General features: G+C 59.9%; 22 protein-coding genes. 9 read left to right on the top strand and 13 right to left on the bottom strand.

Annotation, left to right across the window (positions count from 1 at the left end; all coding sequences use genetic code 11):
- Positions 1-10: 10 nt before the first annotated feature.
- On the bottom strand, positions 11-463 hold the full coding sequence (locus D8U70_RS20100; RefSeq protein WP_042607494.1) for a Spy/CpxP family protein refolding chaperone: 453 nt from the start codon (positions 461-463) through the stop codon (positions 11-13).
- 265 nt (positions 464-728) lie between these two features.
- On the opposite strand from D8U70_RS20100, the gene D8U70_RS20095 reads away from it, so the two are divergent.
- Positions 729-1,202 (top strand): hypothetical protein, encoded by a 474-nt coding sequence (locus D8U70_RS20095; RefSeq protein WP_073472834.1) that lies wholly within the window; start codon positions 729-731, stop codon positions 1,200-1,202.
- Positions 1,203-1,349: 147 nt separating this feature from the next.
- Here D8U70_RS20095 and D8U70_RS20090 read toward each other — a convergent pair whose 3' ends face one another.
- The 4 genes from D8U70_RS20090 to D8U70_RS20075 form a co-directional block, all read right to left on the bottom strand.
- Positions 1,350-2,027 (bottom strand): response regulator transcription factor, encoded by a 678-nt coding sequence (locus tag D8U70_RS20090; RefSeq protein ID WP_016771129.1) that lies wholly within the window; start codon positions 2,025-2,027, stop codon positions 1,350-1,352.
- A 7-nt stretch (positions 2,028-2,034) separates the two neighbouring features.
- Entirely contained in the window at positions 2,035-2,445 is a 411-nt protein-coding gene (locus D8U70_RS20085; RefSeq protein ID WP_016771128.1) for a translation initiation factor 2, read from the bottom strand.
- Between the two features lie 328 nt (positions 2,446-2,773).
- Entirely contained in the window at positions 2,774-3,073 is a 300-nt protein-coding gene (locus D8U70_RS20080) for a YciI family protein (RefSeq protein WP_016987935.1), read from the bottom strand.
- A gap of 1 nt (position 3,074) precedes the next feature.
- A complete protein-coding gene (locus D8U70_RS20075) occupies positions 3,075-3,671 on the bottom strand; it encodes a septation protein A (RefSeq protein ID WP_016771126.1) in 597 nt (198 codons plus the stop codon).
- An 87-nt stretch (positions 3,672-3,758) separates the two neighbouring features.
- Between D8U70_RS20075 and D8U70_RS20070 the strand changes: the two genes are divergently transcribed.
- The 6 genes from D8U70_RS20070 (at position 3,759) to rluB (ending at position 8,745) form a co-directional block, all read left to right on the top strand.
- A complete protein-coding gene (locus tag D8U70_RS20070) occupies positions 3,759-4,622 on the top strand; it encodes a PHP domain-containing protein (RefSeq protein WP_016771125.1) in 864 nt (287 codons plus the stop codon).
- Positions 4,623-4,635: 13 nt separating this feature from the next.
- Positions 4,636-5,265: an L-threonylcarbamoyladenylate synthase gene (locus D8U70_RS20065; RefSeq protein ID WP_041478985.1), complete on the top strand. Its 630-nt coding sequence runs from the start codon at positions 4,636-4,638 to the stop codon at positions 5,263-5,265.
- Between the two features lie 123 nt (positions 5,266-5,388).
- Positions 5,389-6,087, top strand: a complete 699-nt coding sequence (locus tag D8U70_RS20060) for a ScpA family protein (protein WP_177433985.1) — start codon at positions 5,389-5,391, stop codon at positions 6,085-6,087.
- A gap of 11 nt (positions 6,088-6,098) precedes the next feature.
- Positions 6,099-7,064 (top strand): SMC-Scp complex subunit ScpB, encoded by a 966-nt coding sequence (gene scpB / locus D8U70_RS20055; RefSeq protein ID WP_130929583.1) that lies wholly within the window; start codon positions 6,099-6,101, stop codon positions 7,062-7,064.
- 126 nt (positions 7,065-7,190) lie between these two features.
- A complete protein-coding gene (locus D8U70_RS20050) occupies positions 7,191-7,382 on the top strand; it encodes a DUF1289 domain-containing protein (protein ID WP_016771121.1) in 192 nt (63 codons plus the stop codon).
- A gap of 142 nt (positions 7,383-7,524) precedes the next feature.
- The gene (rluB, locus tag D8U70_RS20045) at positions 7,525-8,745 is read left to right on the top strand and encodes a 23S rRNA pseudouridine(2605) synthase RluB (protein ID WP_073472826.1); all 1,221 of its coding nucleotides are present in this window, start codon (positions 7,525-7,527) and stop codon (positions 8,743-8,745) included.
- A gap of 258 nt (positions 8,746-9,003) precedes the next feature.
- Here the strand turns inward: rluB and D8U70_RS20040 are convergent, their stop codons facing one another.
- Together D8U70_RS20040 and D8U70_RS27765 are read right to left on the bottom strand one after the other, a co-directional pair.
- Positions 9,004-9,969, bottom strand: coding sequence for a leucyl aminopeptidase (locus D8U70_RS20040; RefSeq protein WP_076566543.1), 966 nt, complete (start codon positions 9,967-9,969; stop codon positions 9,004-9,006).
- A 71-nt stretch (positions 9,970-10,040) separates the two neighbouring features.
- Entirely contained in the window at positions 10,041-10,178 is a 138-nt protein-coding gene (locus D8U70_RS27765) for a hypothetical protein (RefSeq protein WP_003222780.1), read from the bottom strand.
- Between the two features lie 892 nt (positions 10,179-11,070).
- Between D8U70_RS27765 and D8U70_RS20035 the strand changes: the two genes are divergently transcribed.
- Positions 11,071-12,483, top strand: coding sequence for an amino acid permease (locus D8U70_RS20035; protein WP_130929582.1), 1,413 nt, complete (start codon positions 11,071-11,073; stop codon positions 12,481-12,483).
- Positions 12,484-12,707: 224 nt separating this feature from the next.
- Positions 12,708-13,121 carry an alternative ribosome rescue aminoacyl-tRNA hydrolase ArfB gene (arfB, locus tag D8U70_RS20030; RefSeq protein ID WP_016771119.1) on the top strand — a complete coding sequence of 138 codons (414 nt, stop codon included), beginning with the start codon at positions 12,708-12,710 and terminating at the stop codon, positions 13,119-13,121.
- On the opposite strand, the gene D8U70_RS20025 is transcribed toward arfB, so the two are convergent.
- The 6 genes from D8U70_RS20025 to phhA all read right to left on the bottom strand — a co-directional run bounded on the left by D8U70_RS20025 (position 13,118) and on the right by phhA (position 17,529).
- The gene (locus D8U70_RS20025) at positions 13,118-14,305 is read right to left on the bottom strand and encodes an MFS transporter (RefSeq protein ID WP_095180869.1); all 1,188 of its coding nucleotides are present in this window, start codon (positions 14,303-14,305) and stop codon (positions 13,118-13,120) included. The two genes, arfB and D8U70_RS20025, sit on opposite strands and share 4 nt — an antisense overlap.
- A gap of 112 nt (positions 14,306-14,417) precedes the next feature.
- A complete protein-coding gene (locus D8U70_RS20020; protein WP_039761215.1) occupies positions 14,418-14,600 on the bottom strand; it encodes a hypothetical protein in 183 nt (60 codons plus the stop codon).
- Positions 14,601-14,670: 70 nt separating this feature from the next.
- Entirely contained in the window at positions 14,671-14,802 is a 132-nt protein-coding gene (locus tag D8U70_RS28130; RefSeq protein WP_016771117.1) for a hypothetical protein, read from the bottom strand.
- 270 nt (positions 14,803-15,072) lie between these two features.
- A complete protein-coding gene (locus D8U70_RS20010) occupies positions 15,073-16,266 on the bottom strand; it encodes an amino acid aminotransferase (RefSeq protein ID WP_071171409.1) in 1,194 nt (397 codons plus the stop codon).
- On the bottom strand, positions 16,266-16,622 hold the full coding sequence (locus D8U70_RS20005; RefSeq protein ID WP_016771115.1) for a 4a-hydroxytetrahydrobiopterin dehydratase: 357 nt from the start codon (positions 16,620-16,622) through the stop codon (positions 16,266-16,268). Before D8U70_RS20005 ends, D8U70_RS20010 begins: the two co-directional genes overlap by 1 nt.
- Before the next feature lie 115 nt (positions 16,623-16,737).
- Positions 16,738-17,529: a phenylalanine 4-monooxygenase gene (phhA, locus tag D8U70_RS20000; RefSeq protein WP_130929580.1), complete on the bottom strand. Its 792-nt coding sequence runs from the start codon at positions 17,527-17,529 to the stop codon at positions 16,738-16,740.
- Between the last annotated feature and the right edge of the window lie 272 nt (positions 17,530-17,801).

The raw sequence follows: 17,801 nt of genomic DNA, 5'->3' as shown, positions 1-17,801 counted from the left end.
GGTCAAGCCATTATTGCGCCTTTTGTGCCTGCTGCGCTTTCCAGGCCTTGAACTCGGCCCATTCGGCGCGGCGTTCGGCGCGTTTCTTCTGGATTTCGTCGAACTGCTTCTGTTGCTCGGGCTTAAGCAGTGCACGGACATCGGACTCGGCTTTCTTGTGGTTGGCCGCGATCTCGTCCTTCATGGCTTTCTGGTCGGCCGGCGAGAGTTTCTCCAGGTACTTGTCGACCACCTGCTTACGCTCGTGCATCTGCTCGCCCATGATCTTGCGAATCTGCTCGCGCTGTTCGCGGGTCAGGTCGAGCTGGCTGTACGGACCTTTGCCGTGCATGCCGCCGTGCATCTGACCGCCGTGGCGCGGGCCATCCAGCGGACCACCCAGCGGACCGCCATCCTGCGGCATGGCCATGGCCACGGTTGGCAGAGCGGCAGCGAACATCAGAGCGATAAGAGTCTTGCGCATGGTGTATCTCCTTGTCTCGTTCCCGGTACGTTCCGGATGAGTGCAGATTACGCAGATCAAGGTCAGCGGCGGTCAGCGCAGCGTAAAGCTTCGGTAAAGACGCTTCGTGCCCGGCCTTACACATATCCAGTGCAGGAGGTGCTGAAGGCTGCGATCTTTTGGATAATGCACGGGCCGAGGCTGTGATCACTCATTTAGACGACATTGTCGCTCAGCGAAAGAACAACGGCTGCGTGCCTTAACAAAGCGAATACCGAGCTTCCTTATGACTAATAAAACGTTTACCAGGCAACTCGGCCCATGGCTGATGGCAGCTTTATCGGTCAATGCGATTTTTTTGGCATTCCTGATTTTTGATCATGGTTCGCAGGGGCACGATATGAAGATGATCAAAACTAAAGAACCGTTGCTGATCGAGGGTCCAAACGGCGACGAAAATTACTACGTGCTGCCGCAGGGTACTACGCTATATCACGATAAAAGCTTTCCTGAAGGGCATGATCGTTATGTGGTGTATCTCAATCATAAGGGTACGATTGCCCACGAAGAAGTACCGATGAAGCCTGAGTACGGCGGTTCTTTCATTGATCCGCTCTGGCTGGCAAATGTTGATGCGAATACTTTGCAAGAAATATTCAAGCGTTTCCCACTTTCCAAAAAAGACATTGCCGCTGCCATTAAGGCCAACGAGATAACCAAGGACGATTTGGCCGACATTATTCGTTCGATGCCCGATTAACCACTGCAAAGCCACCGATGGCTGCATTCCCATAGAGCGTGGAAAAGATCAGATCCCCTCTGGAGTGAGGCTGCTCGCGATGGCACAAGAGTGTGTTGACTGACACACCGCCATCGCGAGTAGGCTCACTCCTACACGGCGCAGGTCTTATAAGCTGTAGTAGTAACCACGGCTACGCAGCGCGACGATGCGTGGGCGGCCGTCGGGGTGGGGGCCGATTTTTTTGCGCAGATTGCTGACGTGCATGTCGAGGCTGCGGTCGTACAGGGTCAGCTTGCGGCCGAGGGCCAGTTGCGCCAGTTCCTGTTTGTCCAGCGGCTCGCCGGGCTGCTTGAGCAGGGCTTCGAGCAGGCGGCTTTCGGAGACGGTCAGGGTCAGTTCTTTTTCGTCGATGCTGACTACGCCGCGCACCGGGCTGAAACTCAGATCACCCAGCTCAAGTTGCGTCGATACGGCGGCCGGGTGGCTGCGGCGCAACACGGCGCGCAGGCGCGCGGTCAGTTCGCGGGGGTCGCAGGGTTTGGCCAGGTAATCGTCGGCGCCCAGTTCGAGGCCGAGGATGCGGTCCAGCGGTTCGCCACGCGCTGACAGCATCAGCACCGGCAGGTCGGCGTGGTCGTTGCGCAACTGCTTGAGCAGTTCCAGACCGCTGCCGTCGGGCAGCATCACGTCCAGCACTACCGCCGCCGGGGCGGTTTCGGCCAACGCCTTGCGGGCGCTCTGGCCGTCGTGGCAGGCGCGCACCTGGAAGCCTTCCTGGCTCAACCAGCTACTCAGGAGTTCGCACAACTCCTGGTCATCATCAATCAGTAACAGCTCGCTCATGACTCACTCAATTTAGCCATTGCCGACGTTTTCGGCTTGCACCACTGGCAAAGATACCGCAGAGCAGCGCCAATAGCGCTACCCCGGCGCCAGTGACGAACCACTGCTGTTGGTCGGTCAGCAAACGCGGCAGCGGGCTGGCCTGGGCTTCCTTGAGTTGCAGCTTCAGACGCTGGTTCTCCTGGCGCAGCCGGGCGAGCTGGGCGCTTTCGCGAGTGTTGTCGGCATTTTGCAGTTGTTTGTTCAGTTCTTCGCGCTGCTGCTCACTGGCCTTGAGCCGCTGTTGCAGCTCGGTGATCTGGCTGCCGGCGCTCAATGACAATGGCGTGGAGCTGCCGCTTTCGGTGGTTTCCTCACCATGGGCGGGGGCCATGATCGACAACGTGAGCAACATCAGACACAACGGACCCTTGCGCATCGCGACACCTGTTTTCCAAATGGATATTGGGCAGGTTGTCGGCAGGCAAACGAGAATAATGAGCGATTGAGATGGGTGAGAAGCGAGAAGGTTCAGTGCGCAGGATGTGATGTTGGTGGCTGACAAATAATTTGTGGCTGATGAATATTCTGTGGCGAGGGGATTTAGCGAAACGTCGCACCGCCCCGTTGGGCTGCGTAGCAGTCCTGAAATGGGAGTATGCGGTGTGTCAGACACACCGCGTTGGATGGGTTTTGGGGCGGCTTCGCCACCCAGCGGGGATGAATCCCCTCGCCACATAAAACCCGTCGGCATTTCAATAGCGGGATTACGGCAGGACTTGCTTGAACGGTTTGACGATCACATTGGCGTAGACGCCGGCGGCAATGTACGGGTCGGCATCGGCCCAGGCCTGTGCGGCGCTCAGGGAGTCGAACTCGGCGACGATCAGGCTGCCGGTGAAACCCGCTGCGCCCGGATCATTGCTGTCGACCGCCGGGTGCGGGCCGGCGAGCACGATGCGGCCTTCGCCCTTGAGCGCTTGCAGGCGTTCCAGATGCGCCGGGCGCGCGGCCAGGCGAGCTTCCAGCGAGTTGGCAACGTCGGTGGCAATGATGGCGTAGAGCATGTCAGTCCTCGGTTTTTGGCGTTGTGGTATCGGTGTCATGCAGATGGCGCGACAGGTAAACGCCCTGTGCGACCAGGAACAGCACGGTCATGCCCAGGCTGCCGAACACCTTGAAGTCGACCCAGATGCTCTGGAAGGTGAAGGCGACGAACAGGTTTGCTGCGCCGCAGAACAGGAAAAAGCCGATCCAGGCGATGTTCAGGCGCGTCCAGACCGGGTCTGGCAGGGTCAGCGCGTGGCCCATGATGCGCTTGATCAGCAGGCGATCGCCGATGAAGTGGCTACCGATGAACGCCGCAGCGAACAGCCAGTTGACCACCGGCGCTTTCCATTTCAGGAAGGTTTCGCTGTGGAAGGCCAGCGTCAGGCTGCCGAACACCAGACAGGCGATCAGCGTCAGCCACTGGCTCTTTTCCAGCTTGCGCTGCTTGATGAACAGCGCGCCGTACACCACCAGGGAACTGATGATCAGCATCGCCGTGGCGCTGTAGATACCGCCTACGGTCACTTGCTGGCCGGCAATGTCGACGACCCGTGGATCAAGTTTGTAAACGATGAAGAACAGCAGAAGCGGGATGAAATCGATGAATTGTTTCACAGTGAGAGCCAGAAGCTGGATGTGGCGGCATAATAACAAACATATGGGCGCGCGATAGCGCCAGCTGATTTGAGGTTACAACTCCCCGTGAATGTTGATTTGCACTGCCACAGCACGGCCTCCGACGGCGCCCTGGCGCCTGCGGTTCTGGTTGCGCGAGCGTTCGAAAACGGCGTGCGAGTCCTGGCGTTGACCGACCACGACACCCTTGAGGGGCTCGCCGAGGCGCGTACTGCTGCCACCGAGTTGGGCATGCAACTGGTCAACGGCGTCGAATTGTCCTGCACCTGGGGCGGGGCGACTATTCACGTGCTGGGTTACGGCTTCGACGTCAACGCCGCGCCGTTGGTTGAAGCGATCGCCAAATTGCACGATGGCCGCTGGCTGCGGTCGGAAGAAATAAGCCGCAAGCTCGCCCTCAAGGGCATGCCCGGTGCCCTCGACGGCGCCCGGCAGATCCAGCAGGAACTGGGCGACAGCGGCAACGCGCCGGCCCGGCCGCATTTCGCCGACTGGATGGTGCGTGAAGGTTATGTAAAGGATCGCGCCGAGGCATTTCGCAAATGGCTCGGCGCCGGCAAACTCGGCGACGTCAAGCTGCACTGGCCGACCCTGGAAGACACCGTCGCCACCCTGCGCGCCGCCGGTGCCTGGGTCAGCCTGGCGCATCCATGGCACTACGATTTCACCCGTAGCAAGCGCCGAAAGCTGATTGCCGACTATATTCAAGCAGGCGGGCATGCTATCGAGGTGGTCAATGGCCATCAGCCCGCAGAACAGGTGGGCAGCCTGGCGATCCTTGCCCGTGAGTTCGGTCTGCTGGTCAGCGCCGGCAGTGACTTCCATGGCCCTGGCGGCTGGTCCGAGATCGGCCAGTACCGGCCGGTTCCCGAGGACCTTCCACCCCTGTGGTGTCGGTTCAAACATGACACAGATATTGCCGCCGTCTGAACAGGTAGAGAATGTGAGTCAATTTTTCCAGATACATCCGGAAAACCCGCAAGCGCGCCTGATCAAACAGGCGGTCGAGATCATCCGCAAAGGCGGGGTGGTGATTTATCCCACGGACTCGTCCTACGCCATTGGTTGCCAGATCGGCGACAAGACCGCCATCGAGCGTGTGCGACGTCTGCGTCAGCTCGATGAAAAGCACAACTTCGCGCTGATCTGCAGCGACCTGTCGCAACTGGGCAATTACGCCAAGATCGACACCGGCACCTTCCGCATTCTCAAGGCGCACCTGCCGGGGCCTTACACCTTTATTCTCAACGCCACCCGCGAAGTGCCGCGCCTGTTGCTGCATCCGAAAAAACGCACCATCGGCCTGCGCGTGCCAAGCCATCCGATCGCGCTGGCGCTGCTGGCCGAACTCGGCGAGCCGCTGATGAGCGTGACGCTGATCATGCCCGGCGATGAAGACCCACTTACCGATCCCTACGAAATGCGCCAGTTGCTCGAGCACCAGGTCGATCTGATCATCGACGGCGGTTTTGGCGGCATCAAGGCCTCAACGGTGATTGACCTGACCGGCGACGACCCGGAAGTGGTCCGCGTCGGTTGCGGCGATCCGACGCCGTTCATGGTCGAGGCCTGAATGTCCGCAGTGGAAATCGTGGTCGATCCCCAGGCCGGCGCCCAGCAGGAACTGCCGTTCGCGATGGTCTATGGTCAGGCGGTCATGGAAATGCCGCTGGACCTGTACATCCCGCCGGATGCGCTGGAAGTTTTTCTTGAAGCCTTCGAAGGCCCGCTCGACCTGCTGCTGTACCTGATCCGCAAACAGAACATCAATATCCTCGACATTCCGGTGGCGGAAATCACCCGCCAGTACATGGGCTATGTCGAGTTGATGCAATCGGTGCGTCTGGAGCTGGCCGCCGAATACCTGGTGATGGCGGCGATGCTCGCCGAGATCAAATCGCGCATGCTTCTGCCGCGCGCCGAAACCGTTGAAGATGAAGAAGACGACCCGCGCGCTGAACTGATCCGCCGCTTGCAGGAATACGAGCGCTTCAAGGCTGCCGCTGAAGGTATCGATGGGCTGAGTCGGGTCGGTCGCGATGTGATCGTGCCCAGGCTCGACGCCCCGGAAGCGCGGGCGCGCAAGCTGTTGCCCGACGTCGCGCTGGAAGAGATTCTGATGTGCATGGCCGAAGTCCTGCGCCGTGGCGACATGTTCGAAAGCCACCAGGTCAGTCGCGAAGCGCTGTCCACCCGCGAGCGCATGAGCGATGTGCTGGAACGGCTCAAGGGCGGCGGCTTCGTGCCGTTTGTCGAGCTGTTCACCGCCGAAGAAGGTCGCCTGGGTGTGGTGGTGACCTTCATGGCGATCCTTGAACTGGTCAAGGAATCCTTGGTCGAGCTGATGCAGAATGAGCCGTTCGCCGCGATCCACGTGCGAGCCCGAGCCGAATAACGAGTCCCTGTATGAACCTGACTGAACCCCGCGAGCTGGCGTCCCTGCTTGAAGCCTTTCTGTTGGCCTCGGGAAAGCCGCAATCCCTTGAGCGCCTGTATGAACTGTTTGAAGAAGGCGAGCGGCCGGAGCCGGCGGTCTTCAAGAAAGCCCTGACCCTGCTCGGCAAATCCTGCGAGGGCCGTGCCTTCGAGCTCAAGGAAGTCTCGTCGGGCTATCGCTTGCAGATCCGCGAGAAGTTTTCACCGTGGGTCGGCCGTCTCTGGGAAGAACGCCCGCAGCGCTATTCCCGCGCCTTGCTGGAAACTATCGCGTTGATCGCCTATCGCCAGCCGATCACCCGTGGCGAGATCGAAGACGTGCGTGGCGTGGCGGTCAACAGCAACATCGTCAAGACCTTGCTCGAGCGTGAGTGGATTCGCGTCGTCGGTTACCGCGACGTGCCGGGCAAACCGGCGATGTTCGCCACGACCAAGGCGTTTCTCGACCACTTCAACCTGAAAAACCTCGAAGACCTGCCGCCGCTGGCCGAACTGCGCGAGATGGAAGCCGAACCGGTGCTCGACTTCGACGACGCGCCGGTGCCGCAGAGTCTGCAGGAACTGGCCGACGCCAGCGCGGAGCCGGAAGAGGAGAAGGAAGAAACCAGTTTCCATTCCCTGCTGCTGGAGCTGGACAGCATGGAAGAGGGCATCAAAACCGATTTCGACGATTTGCTGCGCGATGCGGTGGATGGCGAAGCGCCGGTGCCCGAGCCTGAGATCATCGAGCCGATTGTTGAAGCTGAAGTTGAACTTGAAGCGGCGCCTGACGCCGAACCGGAAGAGGACGTCCTGGGTGTCGCCGAGGCCCGCGAGAAACTCCTGGCCGCTGTCGCCGCCCTCGAACAGCCGGAACCGGAACTCAGCGAAGAAGAAGCCGAAGCCCGCGCACTGGCTGAGGCGATTGAAGCCGAACGGCGCGAGTTCCACGATTGATCCGGATCCTTGTGGGAGCGGGCTTGCCCGCGATTGCGGTGGGTCAGATCCAATGATGTTGACTGACACTCCGCTATCGCGGGCAAGCCCGCTCCCACAGGGTTTGATGTGTTTCTGGAGAGGATGATGAGCTCAACCAAAGACCCCTGCATCAGCCTCTGCAAATTCTCCGACGACATCTGCCTGGGTTGCGGTCGCAGCAAGCGCGAGATCAAGGCCTGGAAGAAGCTCGACAAGGACGACAAACGCACGGTGCTGGCCGAAGCCGCGCTGCGCCTGATCAAACTCGGTGGTGCCGGTCGGCGGAAAAAGAAATAACCGGCAATCGATCAGCTAGTCTCTGATGCGCGATGGCGCACATCCGCGTATGATTCGCGACCCTTCGCCGATCCCTTCGGCCTGGACCCAGTTTTCAATACTTCAGGCGCCGCCTGAACAGACCACACCGGGAGGTGCCCAGATGAGTGACATCAATCAGAAAGACGACCAGGAAATCGGCCCAGCAGGCGAAAAGCTGCAGAAAGTCCTCGCCCGTATCGGCGTCGGCTCGCGCCGTGACGTGGAATCCTGGATCAGCCAGGGCCGGATCAAGGTCAATGGCAAAGACGCCACCCTCGGCCTGCGCGTCGACATGCACGACGCCATTACCATCGATGGCAAGGTGATCAAACGCGAAGAGGCCGCCGAATCGGTGCGCCGCGTGATCATGTACAACAAGCCCGACGGCGAAATCTGCACCCGTGACGACCCGGAAGGCCGTCCGACCGTGTTCGACAAGCTGCCGCGTCCGAAAGAAGGCCGCTGGATCAACATCGGCCGTCTCGACATCAACACCACCGGTCTGCTGATGTTCACCACCGACGGTGAACTGGCCAACCGTCTGATGCACCCGTCCTACGAGATGGACCGCGAGTACGCCGTGCGTGTACGCGGTGAAGTCGACGACGAGATGATCGAACGTCTGAAGGCCGGCGTGGTGCTGGAAGACGGTCCGGCGCGTTTCACCGACATTCAACAGGCGCCGGGCGGTGAAGGTTTCAACCACTGGTACCACTGCGTGGTCATGGAAGGGCGCAACCGTGAAGTGCGTCGTCTGTGGGAATCGCAGGGTCTGGTGGTCAGCCGTCTGAAGCGCGTGCGTTTCGGTCCGGTATTCCTCAACTCCGACCTGCCGATGGGCCGCTGGCGCGAAATGAGCCAGTACGAAGTCGACGTGCTCAGCGCCGAAGTCGGCCTGACCCCGGTGGCGATGCCGCAGCTGAACGCCAAGAGCAAGGACAAGCTCGAACGCATGCAGCGCAAATCGTCGCGGCCGATGGCCAAGACCGAGCGCGTGCGTACCTTGCGTCCAGCCGCTGGCGCACCCACCGCACCGCGCCCGAGCCGTGAGCCGCAGATCGAAGGCGAGCGTCCAGGTCGTAAGCCAGTCGCCCGTGACGGCGAGCGCGCACCGCGTCCGGCCAATGGTCGTACCGAGCGTGGCGAAGGTCGTGCACCAGCCGGTCGTGGTACGCCGGTAGCGGATCGTCCAGCCGATACCAGCAACAAGCGCCCGGCCAAACCGGCGCCGAAGCGTCCGGGGATCAAGCTGGTCGACGGCGACAAGCCCTCGGGCAAGCGTCGCGGCGCACCGGCTGGTTCGGGCCAGCGCCCGGGGTTCGGACGCAAGAAACCGGAATAAGGCAGCTGTGAGTTACTAGCTGCAAGCTGCAAGTTGAAGCAAAAACGCCAACCCTTGAGGTTGGCGTTTTTTTCGTCTGGCGCCCAGCGATCGTTCCCACGCTCTGCGTGGGAATGCATCAACGGACGCTCCGCGTTCGGCTTTGGAAGGGACGCGGAGCGTCCCGGGCTGCATTCCCACGCGGAGCGTGGGAACGATCATCTGCGGCTTACATAAATCCCCTGTGGGAGCGAGCCTGCTCGCGAAGGCGTCAGTCGCCTAAAACACAAACCGCCCATCAAACACCGGCTTGTCATCCAGCGCCAACACCCCGCCAGAAAAGATCAGATCCAGGTGATGACTGCCCTTGGCGCCACCGCCCAGTCCGAGATGCAGCCCACAATGCCGCTCCTCAAACCCGGCATTACGGGCATACAGATCCTTGACGCCTTCATTGGTGCCAATCCCCAACTCCTCAATCCGTCGGTTCGACGGGTTGGCATCCAGGTACTTGTTGAAATCATGCTCCAGTCCCGGCACGTCGGTGGCGATGCGGCTGATGGTCGAGTTCTCGATCCACAATTCCAGCGGCGATTCCAGCACGCCGTACTTGCGCGCGAACGGGATGGTGCTGAGGAAGGTGCCCTTGAACTTCACATGGCCGTTGATAGCTTCGCTGTGGGTGGCGATTTCGCCGGGGGCGAGGTCGAAGTTGCCGACGCCATTGATGTCGGTCCACTTCTTGATGCTGCTCATCGGCGTTTCGAACCATGAGCCGTGGTCATCCTTGAAACTCAGCGTGGTCGCCTGGGACATGCGCTGGATCAGGTGACTGTTGAGCCCGGCGATGCGCTGCGGGGTGATGCTGAAAGTGTCGTAGAAGTAGTCGCCGTAATCCTTGAAAAGCAGCGACTTCTTCCAGTTTTCCGCCATGACCGCTTGCAGTGCGCGGACGAACTCCGGGCCATCGGGACGCGGGTTGGGCAGGGTGGAAGAGTCGTAGAAGAAAATGTACAGATCGCTGTCGGCAATCGCCGCGGACAGCGCTGCGGTGCTTTCCAGGTCAAGGCGCCGGGCGCTGAACTGAAAGCGCGGATGCTCGCCGGCCTGTTCGGCAATGGCGCCGGTCAGGGCTTCGTAATCGGCGGTGTGGCCAAGCATGACCTTCGCCGAGTCGAGGCCGGCGAGGGCAGGGTGATGTTCGAGGTAGTAAAGGAAATGCGAGATGGCGCGGGGCTTGTCCATGAATCCTCCCTGACTGACCGGGGAATGAAGCGGCAGGCACGACCGGCCGGACCGTGCCTGCCCGGGATGTCTTACAGAGGCCACATCGCCGTGCCGAACGGAACCACCGCGTCGGCTTGCATCATTTCCACAGCGGCCTCATGGGTTGGCGCTTCAAACCATTCGTCCAGTTGCAGTTCGGTATCCAAGTCTTTTTCCAGTGCTTGCATGGTCGATCTCCTAGAGAATTTCACGGTTTATGACTGACCGGTCGAGGTGGCCGGTAAGACGTGAAGAACCTAGTTGAGCGTTTTTGTGATTGCAAAAATTTATCCATTTAATTTTTAAATAGACTTTTTGTTCTGTTTTTCGGGATAAATTTTCTTATTTGAAAACAAAAAACTAGGTCGGTGAAATTGATAGCAAGCTAGCGACCGTCAATATGCAGACGTCCTACAGAAATTTCTGCTTCGGAAAATATTCGTTACGCGTTGTAAAGAAAACCTGACGATATTGGCCCGCCAACCCGGTGATTTCCCGTCTCGCCCTCCGTTGTAAGGAAAAGCTTCCGTAAGCCGACGCAGCGTGCGCCACGCAGGGCTCTGGCGCGCTTGTTTCCAGCCTTCAGGCAGGGTGTGATGCGCCCCATGCCTGTCGTGCAGGCGAATAACAAGAAGGAGGCGCAATGTACGCCGCGACTGATTTCCACTTCTCCCCGTGGGACGGTTTTCTCCTCGTCCCCGTCGATGGCCTGCAAAGGCCTGACTCATATTTTGCAGCCGCTCGGCACTGTCGAGGCGGACACGCGCAATCCCGGCAACCGACACGCTGATCAGGCGGGTCTGGCAGCAGGGGGTTAGCGGTGTACAATGCGCCGCGTTTTAACTGTGACCCTCTGCGTAATCGCAAAAATCTCGAGGCTATCCGCCTTGTTCACTCCGCCGCGCCACAAGCGTGCCGGGTTCGATTTCGTCACAGATAAAAACAAACAGGTGACGCATGACCGTTGTAAATGAGCTGAACTCCTGGTGCCTGCGCTGGGGTTTGATCGGGGCTGCCTGAAATCGCAACCTTGCAGCAACGTCTACTGAACATCATCAAACCTTGCGTGAGACCTTTTTCATGAGTGGACAACCCTCGCAATCAGGCGAGCTTAAGCGCGGCCTGAAAAATCGCCATATTCAACTGATCGCCCTCGGTGGCGCGATCGGTACCGGATTGTTCCTCGGTTCTGCCGGGGTACTGAAATCCGCCGGCCCGTCGATGATCCTCGGCTACGCCATTTGCGGCTTCATCGCCTTCATGATCATGCGCCAGCTCGGCGAAATGATCGTCGAAGAGCCGGTGGCCGGCTCCTTCAGCCATTTCGCGCACAAATACTGGGGCGGTTTCGCCGGGTTCCTGTCGGGCTGGAACTGCTGGATTCTGTACATTCTGGTGGGCATGTCCGAGCTGACAGCGGTCGGCAAGTACATCCATTACTGGGCGCCGGACATCCCGACCTGGGTCTCCGCTGCTGCATTCTTCGTGCTGATCAACGCGATCAACCTGGCCAACGTCAAAGTCTTCGGTGAAGCCGAATTCTGGTTTGCGATCATCAAGGTTGTGGCCATCGTTGGCATGATCGCGCTGGGCAGCTACCTGCTGGTCAGCGGCCATGGCGGCCCGCAAGCCTCGGTCTCCAACCTGTGGTCCCACGGCGGTTTCTTCCCCAATGGGGTAAGCGGTCTGGTGATGGCCATGGCGATCATCATGTTCTCTTTCGGCGGTCTGGAAATGCTCGGTTTCACCGCCGCTGAAGCCGACAAGCCGAAAACCGTGATCCCGAAAGCGATCAATCAGGTGATCTACCGCATCCTGATTTTCTACATCGGCGCGCTGGTAATCCTGCTGTCGCTGACTCCTTGGGACAGCCTGCTGGAAACCCTCAACGCGTCCGGCGATTCCTACAGCGGCAGCCCGTTCGTGCAGGTGTTCTCGATGCTCGGCAGCAATACCGCCGCGCACATCCTCAACTTCGTCGTGCTGACCGCCGCGCTGTCCGTATACAACAGCGGCACCTACTGCAACAGCCGTATGCTGCTGGGCATGGCCGAGCAGGGCGATGCGCCGAAAGGTCTGGCGAAGATCGACAAGCGCGGCGTGCCGGTGCGTTCGATTCTGGCGTCGGCGGCAGTGACGCTGGTTGCCGTGTTGCTCAACTACCTGATCCCGCAGCATGCGCTGGAACTGCTGATGTCGCTGGTGGTTGCGACGCTGGTGATCAACTGGGCGATGATCAGCTACTCGCACTTCAAGTTCCGCCAGCACATGAACCAGACCAAACAGACGCCGCTGTTCAAGGCGCTGTGGTATCCGTACGGCAACTTCGTCTGCCTGGCGTTCGTGGTGTTCATCCTCGGCGTGATGCTGCTGATCCCGGGGATTCAGATCTCGGTGTATGCGATTCCGGTGTGGGTGGTGTTCATGTGGGTCTGCTACCTGATCAAGAACAAGCGCAGTGTCCAGCAGGCGCTGCCAGTGATCGCCAAGTAACCGCTCAAGCAGAAACAGCAAACCCGGCCAGAGTGCCGGGTTTGTTGTTTTGAAATGGAAAAATCTGACATCACACCGAACCCTGTGGGAGCGAGCCTGCTCGCGAAAGCGGTCCATCAGAAACATCTGCATCGACTGACACACCGCCTTCGCGAGCAGGCTCGCTCCCACAGAGGTTGAGTGAATCAGGTTATCCTGCACGCTCTGATTACGGACGCTTTTCCATGCTGGTGATTTCCAACAACGTGCATCTGCCGGATGCCGAGATCGAATTGACCGCCATCCGCGCTCAAGGCGCCGGAGGGCAGAACGTCAACAAGGTCTCCAGCGCGATGCACTTGCGCTTCGACATTCCCAACTCGTCATTGCCGGAGTTCTACAAAGAACGGCTGCTGGCGCTGCGTGACAGTCGTATCACCAGCGACGGCGTGCTGATCATCAAGGCGCAGCAATATCGCACCCAGGAAGCCAATCGCGCCGATGCGCTGGAGCGGCTGGTCGAGCTGATTCTCAGCGCCACCAAAGTCGAAAAGAAACGCCGCCCGACCAAGCCGACCCTCGGTTCGAAGAAGCGTCGGCTGGAGTCGAAAACCAAGCGCGGCAGCATCAAGGCCGGGCGCGGCAAAGTGGATTTTTAAGCCTCGCGGTATTTTGCCGTGTGCCTATACAGATACACACTCAAGCCAAGTCCGCTCAACGCCGCGAAGGCTGCGAACAGAAAGATCGAAGCAAAACCGAACCCCGCCGCAATCGCCCCGGCCAGCGGCCCGGTGATCCCCAGCGACAAATCAATGAACAGTGAATAGGCACCGACCGCCGCGCCACGGCTCGAGGCCGGCACCAGATTCACCGCTTCCACGCCCAGCGCCGGGAATACCAGCGAGAAGCCAAAGCCGCTCAGCGCCGCACCGGCCAATGCCCAATGTGCATCCGGTGCGATCCACAACAACAACAAACCCAACGTTTCCACCGACAGGCAGGCAATCGCCACGCGGAATCCGCCGAGGCGGTTGATCAGGTTGCCGAACAGCAGCCGCGCGCCGATGAAGCTGGCGCCGAACAGGCTCAGGCACAGCACGGCGTTGTCCCAGTGCTGGGTCGCGTAATACAGGGTAATGAACGTGGCGATGGTGCCAAAACCGATCGAGCCCAGCGCCAGTCCGCAGCCGTGGGGGAAGACTTTGCCCAGCACATGCATGAACGGCAGACGTTCGCCGGCGACGATCGGCGCGGCGGTCTTCGGCCATGCCAGCGCCAGACCGAGCAAAGCGAGGAGGATGATGCTCACGCCCATGCTCCACAGCCCCAACCTGCTCACCAGCCAGACACCGAACGGCGCGCCGATCGCCAAGGCGCCGTAACTGGCGATGCCGTTCCAGGAAATCACTTTCGCCGTATTCGCCGCGCCAACCCGGCCGATGCCCCAGCCAATCGAACCGGAACCGACCAGGCTTTCCGCGCTGCCCAGCACCAGGCGGCCAATTAAAAGGCTGATCAGACTGAGCAGCGGCAGGTTCGGCGTCCACGCGGAAATCAGCATGAACACACCGCTCAAGCCGCAACCAGCGAGGCCAATCATCACTGCGCGTTTACTGCCCTGGTTGTCGATGATCTTGCCGGCATATGGACGGCTGAGCAGGGTGGCGAGGTATTGCACGCTGATCACCAGCCCGGCGATCACGGCGCCGAAACCAAGGTCACTGTGGACGTAGCCCGGCAGCACGGCGAGCGGGATGCCGATGTTCAGGTAACCGATAAAGGTGAAGAGGACGATGGAGACAACTTGCAGCGTAACCGCCAGCGGACGCTGGGGCTCGGATATAGACGACATGGGTAACGATCCACGGGAGCAGCAGATTAGATAGGCTGCTCATGATACCGGCGTGAACCGTTCAGGGGCGGGGAAAAGTAAAACTATTTGCCGGGCGGCGCTTTCAGGATTTCGCCGGGGCCACCAATTGCGTGGTGACGAGGGCGGCGAGGGCGTTTTCTTCGCTGCCGAAACGCTCCAGCAGGGCGGCCTGTTTCTCGGGTGAGAGGCGATTCCAGATCTCGATCATTTTCTCGGTGGCGCCGATCAGCACGGCAGCTTGGCTTTCGGAGAATTCATCGGTCATGGCGGGCTCGGGTTTCAGGCAGTGTGGAAAGCGCATGTTAGCGCTTTCCACACGGTCTGTACGGCGGGTCTTACTCTTCGCTGTCGGCTTTGCGGCTGTCAGCGGCTTCTTGCGGCTCGGGCTTTTCGGCGCCGGCGTGTTGCGGGGTCGTCTGCTCAGGTACGTGCAGGCTTGGGAAGGGGAGATTGGGAATCTCGTGCATGGGTGCGCTCCTCGCTAAGTCTGTTGATAGATCAGGTGCTCCGCGCTTTACAAAGCCTGCGCAGGATACAGCAGGAAAAATGACAATCAGACTTTTAATTCAAATTAATGCGACAGATGGCCGCAGGGAGGCAAGAGCTGGGTCTGCTGATCGTTCCCACGCTCTGCGTGGGAATGCCTCAATGGACGCTCTGCGTCCGCTGTTGGGACGCGGAGCGTCCCGGGCTGCATTCCCACGCAGAGCGTGGGAACGATCAGTCGGGCGGGGGGATTATTTGCAGGCGTCGGCGATGGCGTCCGCGAGCAATGCGAGGCGGGTGGCGTCGATCCCGGCAACGTTGGCCCGGCCCGAGCTGACCATGTACACGCTGTGCCGCTCGCGCAGGGTCTTCACCTGTTCCGGCGACAGGCCGGTGTAGGAGAACATCCCACGTTGCACACCGATGTGTGCGAAACGCTCACGCAAACCATGCGGTTCCAGCGCTTCGACCAGACCGCTGCGCAACTGCGCGATTCGCAAGCGCATCGCTTCCACTTCATCGGCCCAGCGCGCTTTCAGCTCTGGGTCGGCGAGGATGGTCGCGACCACCGCCGCGCCGTGATCCGGCGGCGTCGACCACAGGTTGCGGGCGATATTGGCCAGCTGGCTGCGGATGTCGATGAGCTTGTCGGCGCTGGTCGCGCAGACGATCAGCGCACCGGTACGGTCGCGATACAGTCCGAAGTTCTTCGAGCAGGAACTGGTGATCAGCAGCTCCGGCACCTGCGCCGCGAACAACCGGGTCGACCAGGCGTCCTGCTCCAGACCATCGCCAAAACCCTGATAAGCGAAGTCGATCAGCGGCAGCAGATCGCGGCTGCGCACCACTTCAAGCACGCGCTTCCAGTCGTCATGGCTCAGGTCGAAACCGGTCGGGTTGTGGCAGCACGCATGCAGCAGCACCACGTCGCCCTTCGGCACTTCCCTGAGCACGGCGAGCATCGCTTCGACGTCGAGGCGGTTGTCACTGCCGACGTACGGGTAGTGGCTGACCTTGACCTTGGCAGCGGCGAAAATGGTTTCGTGGATCGGCCAGGTCGGGTTGCTCAACCACACGCCTTTGCCCGGCAGGCATTGCGCGATGAAGTCGGCCGCCAGACGCAGGGCACCGGTGCCTCCCGGGGTCTGGGTGGCGCCGGCGCGTTGTTCGGCGATCAATGCCGAGTCGCTACCGAGCACAAGCTCATTGATGACCTTGCCGAACAGCGGGTTGCCGTGGCCACCGATGTAAGTCTTGGTGTCCTGACTTTCGACCAGTCGCGCTTCGGCGATTTTCACCGCTTCCGGGATCGGCGTCAGGCCCTGGGCATCCTTGTAGACGCCAACGCCGAGGTCGAACTTGCGCGGATTGGCATCCTGCGCATAGGCCTCCATCAAACCGAGAATCGGGTCGCCGGGGACCCGGCCGATGGCGTCGAAGTGCATTACTTGCGTCCTTCTGCGGTCTTGGCCACTTCGTCAGTGCGCGCAGCCATGATGAAGTCGTTGCGGTGCAGGCCTTTGATCGAATGGCTCCACCAGGTCACGGTGACTTTGCCCCACTCGGTCAGCAGGCCCGGGTGGTGACCTTCGGCCTCGGAGATTTCGCCGACGGCGTTGGTGAACGCCAGCGCGTGTTTGAAGTTCTTGAACAGGAAAACTTTTTCCAGCTGCATGATGCCGTCGCGTACTTCGATGTTCCAGTCAGGGATCTGCTTGATCAGGATCGGCAGTTCTTCATCGCTGACTTGTGGCGCATCGGCGCGGCAGGCTTCGCAGTGGGCTTGGTTCAAAGTCGACATGGTGTATTCCTGAAAACGAGTGTGTTTTTTATTAAAGCGCGTGTGCCGCCAATGCCGTCACGCTAAAGCAAAGTGGCGGCGACGGACAGACGCAATTGTCAGCAAAAGTCGCGGTTCAGGCGGCTTTGGGTTTCGGCGGAAATTTCGGCGCGTGCAAGCCCAACTGCATGCCCTGACGAACCATGGCCATGATGTCTTCATGGGCCACGTCGAACAGGCGCTTGAGATTGGGCAGGACGAAGTACAGCGGCTGCAGGATGTCGATGCGATACGGCGTGCGCATGGCTTCCAGGGGATCGAAAACCTGATGTTCGGGCTCGTCCGACAGGCAATAAACGGTTTCTTTCGGCGAGGACAGAATTCCGCCACCGTAGATGCGCTTGCCCTGCGGGGTGTCGACCAGACCGAATTCGATGGTCATCCAGTACAGCCGCGCCAGATACACGCGCTCTTCCTTGGTCGCTTGCAGGCCGAGCTTGCCGTAGGTGTGGGTGAATTCAGCGAAGTACGGGTTGGTCAGCAACGGGCAATGACCAAAGATCTCGTGAAAGATGTCCGGCTCTTGCAGGTAGTCGAGTTCTTCGCGGGTACGTATGAAGGTGGCGACGGGGAATTGCTTGCTGGCAAGCAACTCGAAAAACGTCTGGAAAGGAATCAGCGCCGGCACCCGGGCAACTTGCCAGCCGGTGGTCTCGCGGAGGACTTTATTGATCTCGGCCAGTTGCGGGATGCGGTCGTGGGGCAGACCGAGTTTTTCGATACCGTCCAGGTATTCCTGGCACGCACGACCTTCAATCACCTTCAACTGGCGAGTGATCAGCGTGTTCCATACCGCATGTTCTTCGGCGGGGTAGTCGATAAAACCTTGCGCATCGGGCTCGCGAGCCACGTATTGCGTCTGCTTCATGCTGCTCTCCTGCTAGGAAATTCGTTTTTGTTATGTCCAGCGATGGCTAAAGGAATAACCCAGAGTTTGAAGGCGTGCAGCATGTCGAGCCGCGCATGCGTAGGAAATTTCGTCGAGTTTCGTAAAGTTATTGTTACGCTTTGTCGGGTAATGCGCATTTACGGTGATTGGCGGGTTTGAAAAGGGCAGGGGCTGTCACATAATCTTGACAACTATCTGCGTGCCAAGACAGAAAACTCTGCCTCGGGCGCGCCACAAGATCCTGTGGGAGC

Origin of the sequence: Pseudomonas sp. Sample_20, from assembly GCF_004307585.1 — a bacterium.
Classification (GTDB): Bacteria; Pseudomonadota; Gammaproteobacteria; order Pseudomonadales; family Pseudomonadaceae; genus Aquipseudomonas; species Aquipseudomonas atacamensis.
The sequence above is the reverse complement of the archived record's forward strand: the minus strand, read 5'-3'. Positions and strand labels throughout refer to the sequence as shown.